The 20345-nt window shown below is 39.3% G+C and carries 11 protein-coding genes and 1 tRNA gene; 11 read left to right on the forward strand and 1 reads right to left on the reverse strand.

Annotated elements, in window-relative coordinates; all coding sequences use genetic code 11:
- The first annotated feature begins 1 nt into the window (after position 1).
- From AC2YJL_RS18405 to aceA, 3 genes are all read left to right on the forward strand, one after another.
- Positions 2-73: transfer RNA gene (locus tag AC2YJL_RS18405), tRNA-Glu, on the forward strand.
- Positions 74-282: 209 nt separating this feature from the next.
- The gene (locus AC2YJL_RS18410; RefSeq protein ID WP_230931761.1) at positions 283-1542 is read left to right on the forward strand and encodes a M48 family metallopeptidase; all 1260 of its coding nucleotides are present in this window, start codon (positions 283-285) and stop codon (positions 1540-1542) included.
- A 392-nt stretch (positions 1543-1934) separates the two neighbouring features.
- Positions 1935-3218, forward strand: coding sequence for an isocitrate lyase (gene aceA / locus AC2YJL_RS18415; RefSeq protein ID WP_221813031.1), 1284 nt, complete (start codon positions 1935-1937; stop codon positions 3216-3218).
- A 195-nt stretch (positions 3219-3413) separates the two neighbouring features.
- On the opposite strand, the gene AC2YJL_RS18420 is transcribed toward aceA, so the two are convergent.
- Positions 3414-3650 (reverse strand): IDEAL domain-containing protein, encoded by a 237-nt coding sequence (locus tag AC2YJL_RS18420; protein WP_013055344.1) that lies wholly within the window; start codon positions 3648-3650, stop codon positions 3414-3416.
- A gap of 176 nt (positions 3651-3826) precedes the next feature.
- Here AC2YJL_RS18420 and AC2YJL_RS18425 point away from each other — a divergent pair, with 176 nt between their 5' ends.
- The 8 genes from AC2YJL_RS18425 to AC2YJL_RS18460 all read left to right on the forward strand — a co-directional run bounded on the left by AC2YJL_RS18425 (position 3827) and on the right by AC2YJL_RS18460 (position 20335).
- Complete coding sequence (locus tag AC2YJL_RS18425; protein ID WP_230931762.1) at positions 3827-5806, forward strand: S9 family peptidase; 1980 nt, start codon at positions 3827-3829, stop codon at positions 5804-5806.
- 162 nt (positions 5807-5968) lie between these two features.
- Positions 5969-6586: a TVP38/TMEM64 family protein gene (locus AC2YJL_RS18430; protein WP_013081701.1), complete on the forward strand. Its 618-nt coding sequence runs from the start codon at positions 5969-5971 to the stop codon at positions 6584-6586.
- A gap of 580 nt (positions 6587-7166) precedes the next feature.
- Complete coding sequence (gene fabG / locus AC2YJL_RS18435; protein WP_013055347.1) at positions 7167-7907, forward strand: 3-oxoacyl-ACP reductase FabG; 741 nt, start codon at positions 7167-7169, stop codon at positions 7905-7907.
- 262 nt (positions 7908-8169) lie between these two features.
- Entirely contained in the window at positions 8170-11670 is a 3501-nt protein-coding gene (gene addB, locus AC2YJL_RS18440) for a helicase-exonuclease AddAB subunit AddB (protein WP_369361602.1), read from the forward strand.
- Positions 11663-15388: a helicase-exonuclease AddAB subunit AddA gene (gene addA, locus AC2YJL_RS18445; RefSeq protein ID WP_195695396.1), complete on the forward strand. Its 3726-nt coding sequence runs from the start codon at positions 11663-11665 to the stop codon at positions 15386-15388. The genes addB and addA overlap by 8 nt, the downstream gene beginning before the upstream one ends.
- A gap of 53 nt (positions 15389-15441) precedes the next feature.
- Entirely contained in the window at positions 15442-16626 is a 1185-nt protein-coding gene (locus tag AC2YJL_RS18450) for an exonuclease SbcCD subunit D (protein WP_251567113.1), read from the forward strand.
- Positions 16623-20015 carry an AAA family ATPase gene (locus tag AC2YJL_RS18455; RefSeq protein WP_251567116.1) on the forward strand — a complete coding sequence of 1131 codons (3393 nt, stop codon included), beginning with the start codon at positions 16623-16625 and terminating at the stop codon, positions 20013-20015. Before AC2YJL_RS18450 ends, AC2YJL_RS18455 begins: the two co-directional genes overlap by 4 nt.
- Before the next feature lie 14 nt (positions 20016-20029).
- Positions 20030-20335 (forward strand): HNH endonuclease, encoded by a 306-nt coding sequence (locus AC2YJL_RS18460; protein WP_230931766.1) that lies wholly within the window; start codon positions 20030-20032, stop codon positions 20333-20335.
- Positions 20336-20345 lie beyond the last annotated feature (10 nt).

The raw sequence follows: 20345 nt of genomic DNA on the forward strand, positions 1-20345 counted from the left end.
TGGCCCGTTGGTCAAGCGGTTAAGACACCGCCCTTTCACGGCGGTAACACGGGTTCGAATCCCGTACGGGTCATCTTAAAAGCAGTTTGCATATGCAAACTGCTTTTTTTGTTTGTAAACAGAGTTTATTCTTTTGTCTAAACTCTATTTTTCGTTTTTCTATGATTTCCTCGCCCAAAATTGCATTTCTTATAGCCCATCTATAAACGCTTGTTCTAAATTTCGAAAAAAAACCTACAATAGTAATAACGGCATACTGTTTGTACAAAAGGAGGGGAATGCGTGAAAAAAATTGTTTGGTGGTCCATCGGAGTTTTTCTTGTGTATGGAGCGTGCATTTGGGTGTATTTATTCTATATAAGTGATACCTCTATTCCACAATCATTAAAAGGCACCAGCGTAGACCCGGCTACGTTTATGAATGCACGAGAACTTATGTTGACCGAAAAATATTCAAAAATTAGAGATGCGCTCTTTTTTATCCGAATTCCATATGAGTGGCTAGGGTTTATTTTAATTTTAGTGTTAGGTGTGTCTAAGAAAGTTAATAAGTGGTCTAAAGACGTTAGCCGTTTCGGTCTTCTCCAAACTGCTATTTATGTATTTTGGTTATCTGTTCTGCTGCTGATCTATTCTTTTCCTATGGACTGGATTAGCTATAAGCTTTCAAAGGCTTACCATATTACGACGCAATCTTTCCAAGGATGGATGAAAGATCTTTTTACAGATTTTTGGGTAAACTATGCCACCATGTTTTTAGTGATTGCTGTGTTATATGCATTCATTTGTAAGTTTTCAAAAAAATGGTGGCTGTATGCGTGGCTAGTATCTATTCCATTTACGCTATTTTTGACGTTTATTCAACCAGTGGTTATCGATCCGTTGTACAACGATTTTTATCCATTAAAGAATAAAGAGCTGGAGACGAAAATTTTGCATTTAGCAGATGAAGCTCATATACCTGCTAAGCATGTATATGAAGTAAACATGTCTGAAAAAACGAACTCTCTCAATGCATATGTAACGGGAATAGGTTCTAATTCAAGAATTGTGTTATGGGATACTACTCTTAATAAATTAACGGAACGAGAAATTTTGTTTATCATGGCGCACGAAATGGGTCACTATGTGAAGAAGCATATTTATGTGGGGATTGCTTCAGCATTAGTTTTATCGATTGTAGGTTTATGGCTAACGAAACATTTAGCCAGCTTTTTGATTAAGAGATGGGGAAAAACATTAAAAGTCACTTCTCTTAGTGATTTAAATTCATTACCGCTTATTCTACTTATTTTTTCTGTTCTTACATTTGCTGTGAGTCCTTTAACAAATATGCAATCGCGTCATCATGAACTTCAATCTGACACGTACGCCATGGATTTAACAGGAGATAAACAAGCTGCTGTTAAAACATTTCAGGACTTAACAAAATCAGGATTATCTCAGGTGAATCCGCCGTATTTAGTGAAGATTTTCCGATATGGTCACCCAACAATTCTGGAAAGAATTTCATTTGTTGAGAAGTATGAAAGAAATGAATAAGTGATATAAGAAAAAGTAAAGGATATATGAAGCCTTTTATACGTAGGTATTAATAGAAAAGCCTCCTTGCGGGTAGGAAAAAAATTCTAAAAGGAGGTTTCATTTTCGAAAGTACTGTTATATAATAACGTATGTAAAATAAAAACTGTTTTATAACAATAGGGAGGAATAGTTATTTGTGATTGAAAAGATAGCAGTCTAAATTTTCAGCGTATATTCACCTCAGCTAAGTCTTACTACATGTCCTTCAACTACTTACTTATTTCATCTGCGTTCTTGCTAATATTATGGCAAACTGCTAATTTACTTCATCATGAAACAGACATATTCTAACTGCTGCGTTTTATATTTTTATGAATATAGAATTTTAAATTCATTAGGGGGTATAAAGAATGAAAGACATTCGTGTAAAAAACCTTGAAGAGAACTGGAAAAGCGATGAGCGTTGGAAAGGAATTGAACGTCCATATTCTGCAGAAAAAGTCATTGGGCTAAGAGGGTCCATTGATATTGAACACACGCTTGCTAGAAGAGGAGCCGAAAAGTTCTGGAACTTATTAAAAACAGAGCCATACGTTCATGCATTAGGAGCTTTAACAGGGAATCAAGCAGTACAACAGGTAAAAGCAGGGTTAAAAGCAATTTACTTAAGCGGATGGCAAGTAGCTGCAGATGCAAATCTTTCAGGAAACATGTATCCTGATCAAAGTTTATACCCGGCAAACAGCGTGCCGCATGTTGTGAAACGAATCAATCAAGCGCTCCAGCGTGCCGATCAAATTCAGCATTTAGAAGGAGAAGGGGATATCGATTACTTTGCTCCAATTGTAGCAGATGCAGAAGCAGGGTTTGGAGGACAGTTAAACGTATTTGAACTCATGAAAGGAATGATTGAGTCGGGAGCATCTGCCGTACACTTTGAAGATCAATTATCCTCTGAGAAAAAGTGTGGTCATCTCGGCGGCAAGGTATTGCTTCCAACTCAAACCGCTGTGAAAAATTTGATTGCTGCTCGTTTAGCTGCTGATGTAATGGGTGTTCCAACGCTTCTGATTGCTCGTACCGATGCTGATGCAGCTGATTTAATTACAAGTGATGTTGATCCTGTAGATCGCCAGTTTATTACAGGTGAACGCACCGCTGAAGGTTTTTATCGCACGAGAGCCGGAATCGATCAAGCTATTGCTCGTGGCTTAGCATATGCGCCGTATGCTGATCTAGTATGGTGTGAGACGTCTGAACCAAACTTGGAACAAGCACAAAAATTTGCAGATGCTATTCATGAAAAATTCCCAGGCAAAATGCTTGCTTATAACTGTTCACCATCTTTCAACTGGAAGAAGAAGTTAGATAAGAAAACGATTGAAAAATTCCAAAGAGAAATCGCAAAAATGGGATACAAATTCCAATTCGTTACGCTTGCTGGCTTCCACGCTTTAAATCACAGCATGTTTGAGCTGGCACGAGGATATAAAACAAGAGGAATGGCAGCTTATTCAGAGTTACAAGAAAGAGAGTTTGCTAGTGAAGTAAATGGATATACAGCTACAAGACATCAGCGTGAAGTAGGAACAGGTTATTTTGATGAAGTGGCGCAAGTAGTTTCTGGTGGGACTTCCTCTACAACAGCTTTAAAAGGTTCAACGGAAGAAGAGCAGTTTCAAGCACATAAATAACAAAAAATCTATGAGTGGAACGGTCGGTTACTTCCACTCATAGGAAAAATCCTAACAAAAAAGATTCTTACAGATGTAAGAATCTTTTTTTATGTAGTAAACACGATTTAACAGACAGCTGTTCTTCCTGAGAAGAAAGGATCTGCCTGTTAAACGTACATATAAATCATTAACATGAATTAAGTTCTTAAAATATTAAGTAGATGTTTGAAGCAGGGATTGGTACTGTGCTGATAACTCATAAAAAGCAATTTCATCACGTTGATCTAATGCCGTGTTAATGTTTGTTTCTAACAGTTCTTTTTGACGCTTAAAAAGCGATTCATCAATTACCATTTCGATATAAACATCCAACATACTCACAGTATCAATTACTTTTTTCTTGCGAGCGAGGGACTTCATCATTTCCGTGTACGATTTTTCATTGTTCATACCTCATCACCTCTGCACCCTTTTTATTATTATATAGATTAAAAGAAGAAAAAACAACTAATTTTCTAAATTTTTAGATTTTTATTTTTAGAAATGATAAAGTAAGAGGGAAACGCTATTTTCGTTTCTATCGATTGACTATTTGATTTAAAAATGAATCCTTGGGGGCGAAGAAATTGAATGATTTAAAAAAGCGTACGGTAACGATAGAGGATTTGTATGAATTGAAGTCTGTTTATAATCCTCAGATTTCTCCAGATGGAAAAAGTGTAGTTTATACGGTTCGAAAAACGAAGAAAATAGAAAATGCGTATGAAACGCAGCTGTTTATGTTAGATCTTGAAACGAAAGAAACTAAGCAATTAACGTACTACAAAGGAAATAATCATTCTCCCGCCTGGTCCCCGGACGGCAAGTGGATTGCTTTTTTATCCGATCGCAGTCAAGCCGTGCAGCTCTACCTATTAGCAGCGACAGGCGGGGAAGCAGAAGCACTCACAGATCTTGAAAAAGGCGTTAGTAATCCAGTTTGGTCTCCTTATAGTGACGAAATTATGTTTTCCACAAAAGTAGAAGAAAAAGCTGTAAGAGTTGAACAAAATCATGAACATCCCCAGCCGTATGAAGTGGAACGTTTACTGTACAAATCCGATGTTAGCGGTTATTTAAAAGGTGAATATACTCAAGTTGCTGTCGTTAAACTTAAAAATAAAGAAGTGACGTTTGTAACGGATGGACCTTATCATCACTCTGTAGGGTGCTGGGCCCCTGATGCAAGCTCAATTGTATTTTGCAGCAGCCGAGGAGAGAATCCGGATTTATCGCTAACGATGGATGTGTTTATTTTGCATCGTGATACTAAAAAAGTAACATCTATTACAGCGGAAACAGGATATTTTCATCAAGTTTCGTGGTCACCGGATGGGTCATACATAGCTTACATTGGAAATGAACGTACATACGGATCGGCTTCAATGAATGACATATATATTTATCAGATCTCTAGCCAAAAAACAGCTTGTATCACTGCTGGTATAGACTTAGAAATAGGAGATATGGTAGCAGGAGATTTCCACTTTGGAAGAACCGCAGCGGGAATTATGTGGGGCAGTAATGAAGAATTTTATTTTGTCGTAAGTGAAAAGGGTTCTGTAGGCATATATAAAGGAACTGTGAATGGAAAGTTAGACTCTGTACTTATGGATAATGCTCACGTATATGGGGTATCTGTTCTTCCTGATTGTGAGGAAGCTATTGTGGCAATCAGTACATTTACACATCCGGGAGATCTTTATTCTCTAAATTTAAAAACAGAAGAATTAGTGAAGCTGACAAACGTTAATGACTCATTTTTAAAGCATGTGCAGCTCATACAAGCAGAATCTTTTTACGCGACTTCTACGGACGGTATACATATCCACAGTTGGGTAGTAAAAGCTGCTGCTGCCAATGATGTATCTCCAACCATTTTAGAAATCCATGGAGGTCCGCATCTTATGTATGGTCATACATTTATGCTTGAATTCCAAGTACTTGCATCAAAAGGGTTCAATATCCTCTTTTCTAATCCAAGAGGCGGCAGAGGATATGGTCAAGCATTTACAGATGCGGTTCGAGGGGATTACGGAGGCATGGATTATACGGACTTGATGGCAGTAACCGACGAAGCAGTTAAGCGCTACTCTTATATTAATGAAGATAAGCTTGGCGTAACAGGAGGAAGCTACGGAGGGTTTATGACAAACTGGATTGTAGGAAGTACAAATCGGTTTAAAGCAGCGGTGACGCAACGGTCTATTTCAAATTGGACAAGTTTTTACGGCGTTAGTGATATTGGCTATTATTTTACCGAATGGGAATTAAAAGCTGATATTTATGACAATCCGGAAAAACTTTGGAGCCACTCGCCGCTTCGTTTAGCGGAGAACGTTAAAACACCGCTGTTAATCTTGCATAGCGAACAGGATTATAGATGTCCAATTGAACAAGCTGAACAGCTTTATGTGGCACTGAAAAGAAAAGATAAAGAAGTAGAATTTATTCGTTTTCCTCAGTCTAATCATGAACTCTCTAGAAGCGGTAAGCCTAATTTACGAACGGCAAGACTAAAATATTTAACAAGCTGGTTTAAACGTTATTTAAAACAGTCTCAGTAAAAAATGCATGGCTGCTCAACCAAATATGTGTGTGTAAATAAAGGCTGTATAGTAAACGTAAAGGGACAGGAAAGGTAAAACGCTGTAAAACTTTTGTTTGGTAAAGGAAAGTAGTACAATAAGTGAAAAGTAGCACAGTTGTTTAAATAAGGAGAACATTCGATGGATTTTGAAACATTAAAGCATTATTTGACATTAGACGGCGTCCTCGAGTTATTAAAACAATATCAATCATTTGGAATCATTCCGGGGCTGCTGTTGCCTATTTTAGAAGCGTTTATCCCTATCTTGCCGCTTTTTGCGTTTGTAATGGCCAATGCTGCCGCTTTTGGCTTATGGTTAGGTTTTTTAATTTCATGGGTTGGCAGCTGCGTTGGATCACTGCTTGTCTTTTTGATTTTTAGAAAATATGGACAGGCGAGGTTTTTACATTTCATCAGCCGGCATGCGCAAATTCGAAAGATTATGATTTGGGTAGAAAGACACGGTTTCGGACCGCTGTTTATTATGCTTTGTTTCCCTTTTACCCCGTCTTCGGCAATTAATGTAGTAGCAGGCCTATCACGTGTTAGTATGGCTCAGTTTATGCTGGCTGTATTAGCCGGTAAAATGGTGATGATATTTATGATGAGCTTTATTGGAGCCGATTTTGTTTCATTTGTGAAACAGCCTCTGAAAGCAGTACTTGTTTTAGTCATCATTTTTGTTCTATGGCTTGTTGGAAAACAAATTGAACGAAGATTAAATGAAAAATCTAAAGTGAAACAGTATGACAAATAGTTTGTTTATATATAACAAATAGTGATGAAAGACTGCTTTTTAATAGGCAGTCTTTTGTTATACATACAGCCAAAAGGGGTATTGTAAACTATAGAAAAGCCTTTTCTTATAGGGATACAACAGCATTTTTGAAAGGATCTTAAAATTTTTCTTAACGAAGTTATTTGTCTGTTTATTCGGTTGACAGAACAATGCATATACAGAGTATCTGTCCAGCAATGAACAAGTTTTTTGTTTATCAATTATGAAAAATATGCTAAAATAAAAGAAAAAACTGGGAATAAATTAGACGTCTATTCCTAGTTGCACCTAAGTAATGAACCCTTTGTTTTCTAGAGATATACATGTTTTTTCTCAACATGTATTATCACCTCATGTATTTCAAAACGTTTTCTTGAAAATTATATGAATGATTTTTGAGCTTGACTACTAAGATGTAAGTAGAGGGATCATTACTAGAAAAGCACCGAATGATCATTAAGACGTGCTTGGCGTCGTTTTGAGGAGGGGAATGCGCTACTAAGATTCAAGCGACTTGCTGATTAATCGTTGTTAGTAAGCGTCTTATAGCGCGGGTGACATGAGATTAAAAGATAAAGTGGCAATTATTACGGGTGCAGCAAATGGATTAGGGTTCGAAGCCTCTCGAATATTCGCACAAGAGGGTGCAAAGGTCGCTATGGTTGACTACGATGCAAAAACGGGAGAAGAACGAGCAGCTCAGCTAAAAGAAGAAGGCGGAGATGTAGCATTTTTTCAAGTGAACGTAGCGGATCGAGACAGTGTAGATGCAATGGTAGAAGAAGTAGTGAAACGCTACTCTAAAATAGATATTTTAATTAACAATGCAGGTATCACCAGAGATGGAATGCTAACCAAATTATCAGTTGAAAATTTTCAAGCGGTAATCAATGTAAACCTTACAGGCGTTTTTCACTGTACACAAGCAGTGGTACCGCATATGATTGCTCAAGGTAAAGGGAAAATTATTAGCACATCTTCGGTATCTGGCGTATATGGAAATGTTGGTCAAACAAACTATGCGGCGACAAAGGCAGGCGTAGTAGGAATGACAAAAACATGGGCTAAAGAGCTGGGACGAAAAGGAATTAATGTAAACGCTGTAGCTCCCGGGTTTATTGAGACGGATATGGTGAAGGCGATGCCAGACAAAATCATTGATCAAATGAAATCCACGATTCCTTTACAAAGATTAGGTCAGCCTTCTGACATTGGTTATGCTTACCTGTATTTAGCATCTGATGAGTCCAACTATATTAACGGTACAACACTTCATGTAGATGGTGGAATCATGATGTAAAAGTAGAAAATAATTCGCTTTTCTAAAACTTTTCAGTGGTCTTTTGACTACTGAAAAGTTTTTTTGTTTCATCCAGCATTTCACATATCGGCAAAGTGGAATTTTGTCTGTAAGTTCAGTAAAATAATAAGGAGAGAGATAGAGAGATTTAGATGATTATCACTATAAAATTTTGACGACTGCGTCACGTGTTTACGTGGCGTTTATCCATTTTGTACTTAAACAAATGAAAACATAGAGAAAAAAATCAAGGGGTGAAAACGTGGGGCTACAGTTTTTATTAGGACGTTCAGGAAGCGGGAAAACGGAATATCTTTTAAATAGCATGCGCCAAGAGCTGTTAAATGCTCCGCTTGGGCATCCACTTATTTATATTGTACCTGAACAGATGACATTTCAGTCGGAGTATGCGCTTGTTCAAACACCTGGGTTAGAAGGCATGATGCGTGCTCAAGTTTATAGTTTTACACGTCTTGCATGGCGTATCCTGCAAGAAGTCGGAGGTATTAGCCGCTATCATGTGGATCAAACAGGTATTCATATGATGCTTAAAAAAATTATCGAACATCAAAAAGAAGAGCTTCGACTGTTTGCGAATTCTTCAGAACAAGCAGGGTTTATTGAAGAACTGGAAAAAATGGTTAAAGAATTTAAACAGTACACAGTAGATGCCCCGTCTCTCGAAGAGATGAAGAAAAAGCTTCAAGCAGAAGATGAGAAAGTCCTTGCTGATAAATTACATGATTTACATCTCATTTACGGAGAATTAGAAAAACAGCTGATGACGAAATATGTAGATGGAGAAGACTATTTGAAGCTGCTAAGTGAAAAAGTAGCGTCTTCTGGCTATCTTGCTCAAGCAACGATTTATGTAGATGGATTTCATCACTATACTCCTCAAGAATTAACCGTATTAGTAGAGCTAATGAAAGTTTGTAGAGAAGTAAAAATAGCGGTGACTTCTGATTATTCATATCAAGATTTTATTCCAAATGACTTGCACTTGTTTCGGTTAACGAGCGAAACGTACCGAGAAATAATGGGCCTGGCGGCTGAAAACGGGATAGAGATTCAAGAGCCAATCGTATGTAACGAACAAAAAAGGCATCAAAACAGTCCAGAGCTTGCCTATTTAGAACGATATTATGATGAACGGCCAACGCCGGAATTTCAGTCAGAGCCCGAGCACATTCAGCTGCTGCCGGCTGTTAGCCGAAGAGCAGAAGTTGAAGGCATTGCAAGAGAAGTACTTTCACTTGTGCGCGATCACGGCTATCGCTACCGTGATATTGCCTTGATTGTTAGAAATGCAGAAGATTACCATGACTTGCTTCAAACCATTTTTCGAGATTACGAAATTCCGTACTTTATTGATCAAAAGCGAGCGATGTTTCACCATCCACTCGTTGAATTTGTTCGCTCAGTCTTAGAGGTGGTAAGCGGGTCATGGCGATATGAAACCATCTTTCGAGCAGTGAAAACAGATCTTTTATTTCCTTTGTCATCTGATGTGCACCAGCTTCGCGAAGAGATGGATGAATTAGAAAATTATGTACTCGCTTACGGTATTCAAGGATCTAAGTGGACGAGCAAGGAACCATTTACCTACAGAAAATATCGTTCACTTGAAGACATGAACCTTGGGAAAACGGACGAAGAGTTTGCTTTTGAGCAAAAAATAAATGAATTAAAAAATATGATTGTTCCTCCTATTCATTCGCTTCAGCAAAAATTAAAACAAGGAAAAATAGGAAAAGAAAAAGCAGAAGCGCTCTATCGTTTTTTAACGAATTTAGATATTCCACAAAAGATAGAAGCGCTGCGCAATCGATGTGAAGAAGAAGGAAAGCTTCAAGAAGCAAGAGAGCACGAGCAGGTATGGAAAGCAATTCTTCACTTATTTGATCAGTTTGTTGAAATGATGGGAGAAGAGAAAGTATCGATTTCTTTGTTCGCAGATCTATTTGAGACAGGGCTTGACAGCATGCAGTTTGCACTTGTTCCGCCTGCACTGGATCAAGTGGTTGTGGCAAGCTTCGAGCGTTCGCGTTTATCCGGTATCAAAGCAAGCTTTGTGTTAGGTGTAAATGACGGTGTGATTCCAGCTAAACCAAAAAGCGATGGCCTGTTATCTGAGAAAGAAAGAGAGCAGCTGCTTGAATCAGGTTTATTACTTGCGCCAACTGGAAGGCAAAAGTTGTTTGACGAACAATTTCTCATTTATTTAGCACTTTCCAGCTCTTCTGAAAAACTTTATGTTTCGTATCCTCTTGCCAATGAGGAAGGGAAGACTCTGCTGCCTTCACTCGTTATTAATCGAGTAAAAGAGCTGTTTCCGCTCCTGCAGGAAAAGCTGTTAATGATGGAGCCTACGGATTTAGAAGAAGAAAAGCAAGTTGATTATATCACAAATCCTTTAACGAGCATCGCGTATTTAGCCAGTCAGCTGCAAGGTTGGAAACGCCATTATCCGATGAGTTCGGCTTGGTGGGATGTATATAATTTTTATGTAGAAAATCCAAATTGGAACTCATACAGTGAGAGGGTACTAAGCAGCTTATTTTATAAAAACGAAGCAAAAAGGTTAACAAAGAAAACGAGTCAGCGTCTGTATGGAAAGCATATTCAAGCAAGTGTATCGAGAATGGAGAAATTTGAAGCCTGTCCGTACGCTCATTTTGCTTCTCATGGGCTCAAACTTAAAGAACGAAAAGTTTTCAAATTAGCAGCTCCTGACATAGGCGAGTTATTTCACGCGGCGCTGAAGATGATTTCAGACGAGCTTCGCGGCGATCAAAAAGAATGGAAGAACTTAACGAGAAAAGACTGTCAGCAGCTTTCTACGGCTGCGGTGCACGAACTTGCTCCGCGCTTACAAAACGAGATTTTATTGAGCTCTAATCGTCACCATTATTTAACGCATAAGCTGCAGCAAATTCTTGAACGGGCGTCGCTTGTGTTAAGTGAGCACGCTAAGGTGAGCGGGTTTGTTCCTGTTGGATTGGAGCTTGGATTTGGACCTAGCGCGGAGCTGCCTTCTATGCAGTTCACACTGCCAAATGGCCATACGATGGAACTCGTTGGCCGAATTGACAGGGTAGATAAAGCGGAAAGCTCCAAAGGACTTTTACTGCGTATTGTCGACTATAAATCAAGCGATAAAGCATTAAACTTAGTGGAAGTGTACTACGGTTTATCTCTTCAAATTTTAGCTTATTTAGACATAGTCGTGACGTATGCTGAACAGCTTCTTCATGACAATAGAGGAGCATTGCCTGCTGGCGTTCTTTATTTCCATGTTCATAATCCAATGATCAACAGTACTAAAGCATTACAACCTGATCAAATTGAAGCCGAAATCTTCAAGAAGTTTAAAATGAAAGGACTGCTTGTAGGAGACGAGGAAGCAGTAAGGTTAATGGACGAAACGTTAGAATCAGGGCACTCACAGGTTATATCAGCTGGCATTAAAAAGACAGGGGGCTTTTATTCCAATTCTTCGGTTGCGAGCGAAGAAGATTTTACACATCTCCGTCAGTATGTGCGAGGTAAATTTGTGGAGGCAGGTACGGAGATTACAAATGGGAAAATTGACATTTCGCCTTATAAACTAAAAGATAAAACACCATGTGCGTTTTGTGAATACCGCTCAATTTGTCAGTTCGATGAATCAATGGAAAACAACGAATATCGTCAGCTTAGTACAGAGAGTCAAAGTGTTATTTTAGATAAAATTCGAGAGGAGGCCAAACGAGATGAGTGAAGATATACACGTAAAACCGGCCGACTCCCAGTGGACGGATGATCAGTGGAACGCCATTGTTTCATCCGGTCAAGATATATTAGTAGCCGCGGCGGCTGGCTCAGGAAAAACAGCGGTTTTAGTTGAACGTATTATTAAAAAGATCACGATGGGTGATGAGCCGATCGATGTTGATAGATTACTCGTTGCTACGTTCACAAATGCTTCTGCAGCCGAAATGAGAAATCGAATTGGAGAAGCATTGGAAAAAGAGTTAAAAAAGAATCCATCTTCTTTGCACTTGCGCAGACAGCTTAATTTATTAAACCGTGCGTCGATTTCTACGCTCCATTCTTTTTGTTTAGAAGTCATTCGAACGTATTATTATTTGATCGATGTAGACCCTGGTTTTCGGATTGCAGATGATACGGAAGCGGATCTTCTGCGTGAAGAAGTATTAGAAGAATTGTTTGAAGAACAGTACAGTATTGAACAGAACGAGCGATTCTTTGATTTAATTGATCGTTATACAAGTGACAGAAATGACTTAGATATTCAGCTTATGGTAAGAAAGCTATATGACTTTGCCAGATCTAACCCTGACCCAAACGGCTGGCTTGAAATGATCGTGAGTCAATATGATGTGACAGAAGACTCTTCTATTGATTCACTTCCGTTTCTATCTTTTCTTTTACAAGAAGTAACAACGCAGCTGATGGGCATTGAGTCCATTTTAAAACAGGGCTTAGAGTTAACAAAGCTGCCAGGAGGGCCTGCTCCTCGCGCCGTTAATGCAGAGGAAGACCTGGCTCAAATTCATCGGCTGATCAGCGCTTCTAAGCATTCTTTTGCTGATTTGCATGAGGAAATGCAGAATTTGAATTTTACTCGTTTAAAGCCATGTAAAGGAGAAGCGTACGACTCGCAGCTTTTAGATGATTTCGGAGAGCTTCGCAAAAAAGCTAAAACAAGTCTTGAAAAACTGCATGCCGATTTGTTTTCTAGGCCTTTGCATGGCTACATGGCTGATTTTGAGAAAATGAAGCCCGTTATTGAAACGCTAATCTTTTTAGTTCAGCGCTTCGGTGAACGATATGAACACATGAAAAAAGAGAAAGGGTTAGTAGACTTTTCTGATTTAGAACATTATTGCCTGCAAATCTTGAGTGTAAAAGAAGATGGAGTGCTTAAGCCTTCGTCCATTGCCCAAAAATATCGCACTCAGTTTGAAGAGGTGCTTGTTGACGAATATCAAGATACAAATATGGTTCAAGAAACACTGATTAAACTAGTGACAAGAGATAGTGAAGAACAAGGGAATTTATTTATGGTTGGAGATGTAAAACAATCCATTTACCGCTTTCGTTTAGCGGAGCCATTTTTATTTTTAACAAAGTACAAGCGCTTTACACAAGATGGTCGCCAGTTCGGAAAACGTATCGATTTGAATAAAAACTTCCGCAGTCGTTCTCAAGTGCTTGATGCTACAAACTTTATTTTTAACCAGCTGATGGATGAAGAAGTAGGAGAAATTGCATATGACGATGATGCTTCTTTAAAATTAGGAGCATCGTATCCAAAAGTGGAAGGAATGGAAACGGAGCTTCTGCTCATTGCGAAAGAAAATGCAGAAGAAGAAGCGGATTCTTCTCTCGTCGCTTTTTCAGAAGCAGAGCTTGAAACGGCTCAGTTAGAGGCAAGAGCAATGGCGCGCAAAATCAAAGAACTCGTTCAAAACCGTTTTCAAATATATGATCGCAAGCTCGATATTATGAGAAACGTGACGTATCGTGACTTTGTTATTTTGCTTCGTTCCATGCCTTGGGCTGCGCAGATTATGGATGAATTTAAGCAAGAAGGCGTGCCCATTTATGCCGATTTATCAACAGGCTATTTTGATGCTACTGAAGTGATGATTATGATGTCTTTATTAAAAGTAGTAGATAACCCGCATCAAGACATTCCGTTAGCTTCTGTTCTTCGTTCACCGGTAGTAGGGCTTTCAGATGAAGAGTTAGCTACACTGAGAGCAGAGCAAAAGAAAGGAACGTATTACAATGCGTTAAAAACGTACTTAGCGGTTTCAGATGATGAAGAACTTCGCGATAAAGTAAAGTATTTCTATGAGCAGTTAAAAGCATGGAGAACACAAGCTAGACAAAGCTCTTTGTCAGAACTGGTATGGCAAATTTACCGCGATACGGGTTTCTTTGAATTTGTTGGCGGACTTCCTGGCGGGAAACAGCGTCAAGCCAATTTACGTGCTCTTTACGATCGCGCTCGCCAGTACGAGGCAACTTCATTTAGAGGTCTGTTTCGATTTTTACGCTTTATTGAACGCATGCAGGACAGAGGGAACGATTTAGGAGCTGCTCGAGCACTGGGAGAACAAGAAGATGTGGTGCGTTTGATGACAATCCACAGCAGTAAAGGTCTTGAGTTTCCTGTTGTTTTTGTAGCTGGTCTTGCTCGTCAGTTTAACTTAATGGACTTGAATAAAGCATATTTACTCGATAAAGAACTAGGTTTTGGATCTAAATATATTGATCCAAAACTGCGTATTACGTACCCTACTCTTCTTCAGCAGACCATGAAGAAAAAAATGAAAAAAGAAAGCATGGCAGAGGAAATGCGGGTATTATACGTAGCGTTGACGCGTGCGAAAGAAAAACTTATTTTAGTTGGAACAGTAAAAGACGCACCAGAAAAGCTCAGACAATGGAGCTCCGTTATGGCACATGAAGATTGGACGCTTCCAGCTCACGTGAGAAGAGATGCAAAATGTTATTTAGACTGGATTGGACCTTCTTTAATTCGTCACCAACATGTTAGTCACATGGTTGAAGGAGCGGTCCAGCCGGCTGAGATGATTCATCAGCATGCTTCAAGCTGGAAACTTTCAACGTTATTAGCAGGTGATCTAGCCGAACAGCCTCTTGAAGAGCAGCAGCATCATGAAGAGCTTTTAAACGCTCTTCAAAAGCATGAGCCAGTTTCAGAATCGAGCGATTATAAAGACGAAGTGTATAGACGCTTAAATTGGTCTTATGATTATCGTGTAGCTTCCGTTCATCGTTCGAAGCAATCTGTTTCTGAACTAAAAAGGCAGCAGCAGCTGACGGATGCAGGTGGAAGCGACGATCTCGTTCGGGGATCTAAAGCACCTCTTGAAAATCGTCCGCTGTTTCTTCAAGAGAAATCTCTCACAGGAGCTGAAAGAGGAACAGCTACACATGCTGTTATGCAGCAGCTTCCATTAAATAAAGCTTATACCCTTGAAATGGTTCAAGACTTTATTCAATCAATGGTTACCAAAGAATTATTGACGCAAGAACAAGCGGATGCTGTTGATGCAAATGATGTAGCAGACTTTTTAGACAGTGACATTGCACAAGGTATTCGAACGGCTCGCACGGTTTATAGAGAGATGCCTTTTAGTTTAGGTGTTTCCGCTAAAGAAATCTATGATCATTGGGAGCAGGAAGACGAAACAATTTTAGTGCAAGGTATTATTGATTGTTTGTATGAAACGGAAGAAGGCCTCGTTTTACTTGATTTTAAAACCGATAACATTTCGGATCGTTTTCAAGGGGATTTTGAACGGGCAAAACCATTTCTAATTGACAGATACCGCATTCAGCTAGAGCTTTACGCAAAGGCTATTGAGCGGATCGTAAAACAACCTGTTCAGCATCGCTATCTGTACTTTTTAGATGGTGGACATGCTGTTGAAATATAAAAAAAGAAGAAGGCGATAGTCTTCTTCTTTTTCACCAATAAGGAGAGAGTAACATGCGTTTATTACATACAGCGGATTGGCATTTGGGGCGAACGTTAGAAGGTCGAAGCCGTCTAGCTGAGCAAGCACAGTTTTTAGATGAACTGGCAGACATTGTGGAAGAAGAAAAGATAGATGCTATTCTCATGGCGGGAGATGCCTTTGATACGGTTAACCCTCCAGCAGCGGCAGAGCAGCTTTTTTACGAAAGTATGTCTAGGTTGAGCAACAATGGAAAACGTCCGATTATTGTTATTGCAGGTAATCATGACAACCCAGATCGGCTGTCGGCGGCTTCTCCATTAGCTGTTCATCAAAATATTACGCTTCTTGGTTTGCCTACTACCGATGTAGAAAGCATTCACATTCCTACATCAGATGAAGTGTTAAAGGTTGCGGCTCTTCCTTACCCATCTGAATCAAGGTTAAAGGAACTTTTAGCAGAAGAAAATGATGAGCTGGCTCTTCGAAACTCATATGATGCCAGAGTAAAAGGTATTTTTGATAAAATGAGTGAGCAGTTCACAACAGATAGCGTTAATATTGCCATGAGTCATATTTATGTAGCAGGCGGAAGTTCAACGGACTCAGAACGTCCAATTGAAGTAGGAGGAGCTTATACGGTGGCGGCAACTAGTTTACCTGCTAATGCTCAATATGTAGCATTAGGACATTTGCATCGCCCGCAAATGATCAATCGCGCCAGCACCCTTGCAAGATATTCCGGTTCACCTCTTGCTTATAGTTTTTCAGAGTCAGGCTATGCAAAGTCCGTTACCATTTTAGATGCTAAGCCAGGAAAAGAGATTGAGATGACTGAAATTCCATTATCCAGCGGAAAGCCTTTGACACGTTGGAAAGCGAAAAACGGATTGTCAGAAGTATATACGTGGCTTGATGAGCAAAAAGATACGCAGGCATGGGTTGATTTAGAAGTTCACGTAGAAGATGCACTTTCACTAGAAGAAATCCATCGTCTTCGCAAGCTTCATCCAGGTTTTATTCATATCCGTCCGGTATTCAAAGCAGAAGAACTAGCACTCGAAACACGTTCACAGCGCGAAGTGCCGATCGAAGAACTGTTTACAAAGTTTTACAGCAGGCAAACCGGCGGAGGGGCACCTGATGATGAATTAGTCAAACTGTTTTTAACCTTTATTAACGATGAAGAAGTATCGGGAAAGGAGGATGAAAAATGAAACCTATTAACTTGACCGTTTCGGGGCTTCACAGTTTTAGAGAAAAACAAACTGTGGATTTTGAAGCGCTGTGTTCAGGCGGTGTTTTCGGAATATTTGGTCCTACAGGAAGCGGGAAATCCTCCATTTTGGATGCCATTACACTAGCTTTATACGGAAAAGTAGAGCGTGCAGCCAATAATACACAAGGAATTTTAAATCACGGGGAAAATGAACTGAAAGTATCGTTTACGTTCGAGCTGGAAAACGCTAGTCATCAAAAGCGTTACACAGTTGAACGAAGCTTCAAACGGACGGATGAGCTTCGTGTAAAATCAGCTTCAAGTCGATTGATTGAAATTGAAGATGAAACGTACGTATTAGCAGATAAAACGAATGATGTAAATCAGCAGGTACAGGAACTTCTCGGTTTAACTATTGATGATTTTACAAGAGCTGTTGTATTACCACAGGGAAAGTTTGCAGAGTTTTTATCATTAAAAGGGACGGAGCGCCGTCAAATGCTGCAGCGCCTTTTTAATCTCGAGCAGTACGGAGATCAGCTTAGTAAGAAAATACGCTATCAAGTTCAGCAGCTAAAGACAGACCTAGATAAAATCACGGCAGAACAAACGGGATTAGGTGAAGCTTCAACAGAGAAAGTAGCGGAAGCCGAGCAGCTTGTAAGTGATAGCATTGTACTTTTGGAAAAACGAGAAAAAGAAGCGTCTGATTTGCAGGAAAGATACGATCAGCAGGCGTCTCTTTGGAAAGCGCAGCAGGAAAAAACACTGCTAGAAGAAAAACTAGTGCATGCTTCTAAGCAGGAAGAGGAGATTAAACAAAAGCAAGATGTGGTGACGAAAGCTCAGCAGGCAGAACGTCTTTTTCCCTATTTAGAAACATTTGAACAAGCTGAAAAGCAGCAAAAGCTTTACGAAGATAAAGTAGAAAAATTAAAAGCACAAATTGTTCAAAAAAGTGAGGAATATAAGCGATCGAATAGTTTATATGAGCAGGCTCGCTTACAAAAAAATGAACAGCAGCCCAAATTAGTTGTTCAAAAAGAACAGCTTCAACAAGCTTCTGATCTTCAAAAACAAATTAAAGAAGGACAGCAAGAAATAAAAGAAGCGGAAGTTTCTCTTCAGCAAAAGCAGCAGGCACTTCAAGCGAAAAATGATGAATTAATGGAAGCTGATAAGCGGTATCAGCAAGGCTTGACTCTTCAAAAAGAGTTAAAAGAAGCATTAACAAAAGTGGAAATTCAATCTGATTATCGGCAGGCTGTTCAGCAAGCATTTTATCGTTATCAAGTATGGAATAACGATAAAAAAAATCTAGATGAAGGTCAAAAAACGTATAAAGAAAAAGCCGAACAGCTTAAGCATTTGCACACACAAAAACAAACACATCAAGAGAGAGAGCAGCAAACAATAGAACAAAGTAAAGGGTTATTTTCAGATATTCAAGGCTTGTATCACACCGTATGTGAGCGGGAAAAAGAGTTTCAGCAGCTTTTTCAACAAGCAGATCGTTTAATGAGCGATCTAAAAAGACGCAAAGAAAAAGAATGGTCACGCCGTCTGGCTCATCAATTAGCTGAGCAGCTGACCCAAGGTGAGCCTTGTCCGGTTTGTGGCTCTGAGCATCACCCTAACCCCGTATTACACCAACAAGAAGATGACGTCATAACTGAATCAGCGGATCAGTTCGAAGATCAAGTTAATCAGTTGCGCGAACAGCGATTTAGCTATTCGTCGCTCAAAATGCAGCTTGAACAGCTAGCTAAACCTCTTGTTGAAAAAATACCTGAGTTAGCTGAGTTTATGAACGAAGCTGGCGAAATTCCTGCTTTAGGAAAAATGGATACAGATGCCTTTGGCCATTATGCTAAGAAAATAGAAGTTGAAATCAAATCTCTTGAGCAGGATTATTTGCAGGTAAGTGAAAAACAGCAGGCAATTCTCAAGCAGGTACAAAAGGTCCAGCAAAGTCTTGAAAAGATTGAATTAGAGCTTGCTCATTATCAAAAAGAACAAGCTGAATTAGAAGGAAAAGTAAATCAGCAAAAACAGGCGCTACAAGCAGGAAAAGAAGCTTTTCAACAAGACTATCCTTCCTTTGTATTTGAAGAGATGGAAAAAATTAATGAAAGGCTGACTGAAAGAGAAAAAGAAGAGCAGACAATAAAGGCTCGAATTGAAAAAAGTAGCGTATTTTTTGAAAATCAGCAAAAGAAAATCGAACGTCTAAAAGAAGAGAAATATGCGGGCGAAAAAGAATTTACAGAATTAAAAGCAATGCTGTCTCATAAACAATCTCTTGTTCACTCGCAAATTGAACGCTTGCGTACGCTTACAGATCAAGAAGATATTGAACAGGCGCTGCAAAAAACAGTTCTTTTACTTGCGGAGTTAGAGACGAATGAACAGCAGGCATATCAACATTGGCAGACTGTTCAAAAAGCGTATCAAACGCTGCAAATGGATGAAAAAGCAGCGAGCGAATCTCTAGAAACAGCTTATATGCAGTATAAAAAAGCAGCTGAAAAATGGGAAGAAGCTGTAGGGAATTCTTTATTCAGCGAAGGAAAAGAAGTTCAGCAAGCTTTGTTATCACATGATGAGATGAAATTGTTGGATGAAACTGTTCAGGCTTATTGGGACAACATAAAACAGATGAAGTCATCAATTGAACAGTTAAATATTCAGCTGAATCACCAGTCCATAGAAGAGCACCAATTTGAAGAAACTCAGCAGCTGCTTCATGATATAAAAGCGGCTGTGAAAGAAGCGGTTCAGCTCAAGGGAGCAGCTGAGCAAACGTTAAAAAGCGTCAAAGAACGGCATGAGCGATTTTTAGTGCTTGAACAGGACCGTGAAGAAAAACAAGCGTTATTTGAACAGTATCAAAAGCTTCAAACAGTATTTAAAGGAAATGCTTTCGTGGAATATATTGCTGAAGAACAGCTGATGTCCGTTAGCCGAGATGCTTCTGAGCGTCTAGGTATATTAACACGTCAGCGCTATGCGATTGAAGTTGATTCCCAAGGCGGCTTTATTATGAGAGATGATGCAAATGGAGGCGTAAAACGTCCGGTTTCAACTTTATCTGGTGGAGAGACATTTTTAACTTCGCTGGCTTTGGCCCTTTCATTATCTGCACAAATTCAGCTAAGAGGAGAATATCCGCTGCAGTTTTTCTTTTTAGATGAAGGATTTGGAACACTTGATGGAGAGCTTCTTGATACCGTTGTTACAGCGCTTGAAAAGCTTCAATCAAATAATTTATCAATTGGAGTCATCAGTCACGTACAAGAACTTCGTGCTCGCCTGCCAAAACGTTTGATTGTTGAGCCGTCCGAGCCTTCTGGCAAAGGAACTAGTGTAAGAGTAGAAACTTTATAGGGAAGGAAATCTATATGAACAAAAAAGACAGGCGGATAGGAACATGCGAATTATGCGGAAGGCAGGATGTCTTGACGACCGTACATCATTTAACGCCAAAGGAAATGGGCGGAGCGTTTGAACCAACGGCAAACTTATGTATTCCGTGTCATAAACAAATTCATGCGTTATACACAAATGATGAATTAGCCATTCGTCTTAATACGATTTCTTTATTACAAGCTGATGCTAAAATTAGCTCTTTTATTAAATGGATTCGTAAACAGCCTTCTTCTAAATTACCTAAAACCAAGAAATCAAACAGCCGAAAATCCAAGTGAATAAAAAACC

Source organism: Priestia sp. SRI_019, assembly GCF_057586255.1.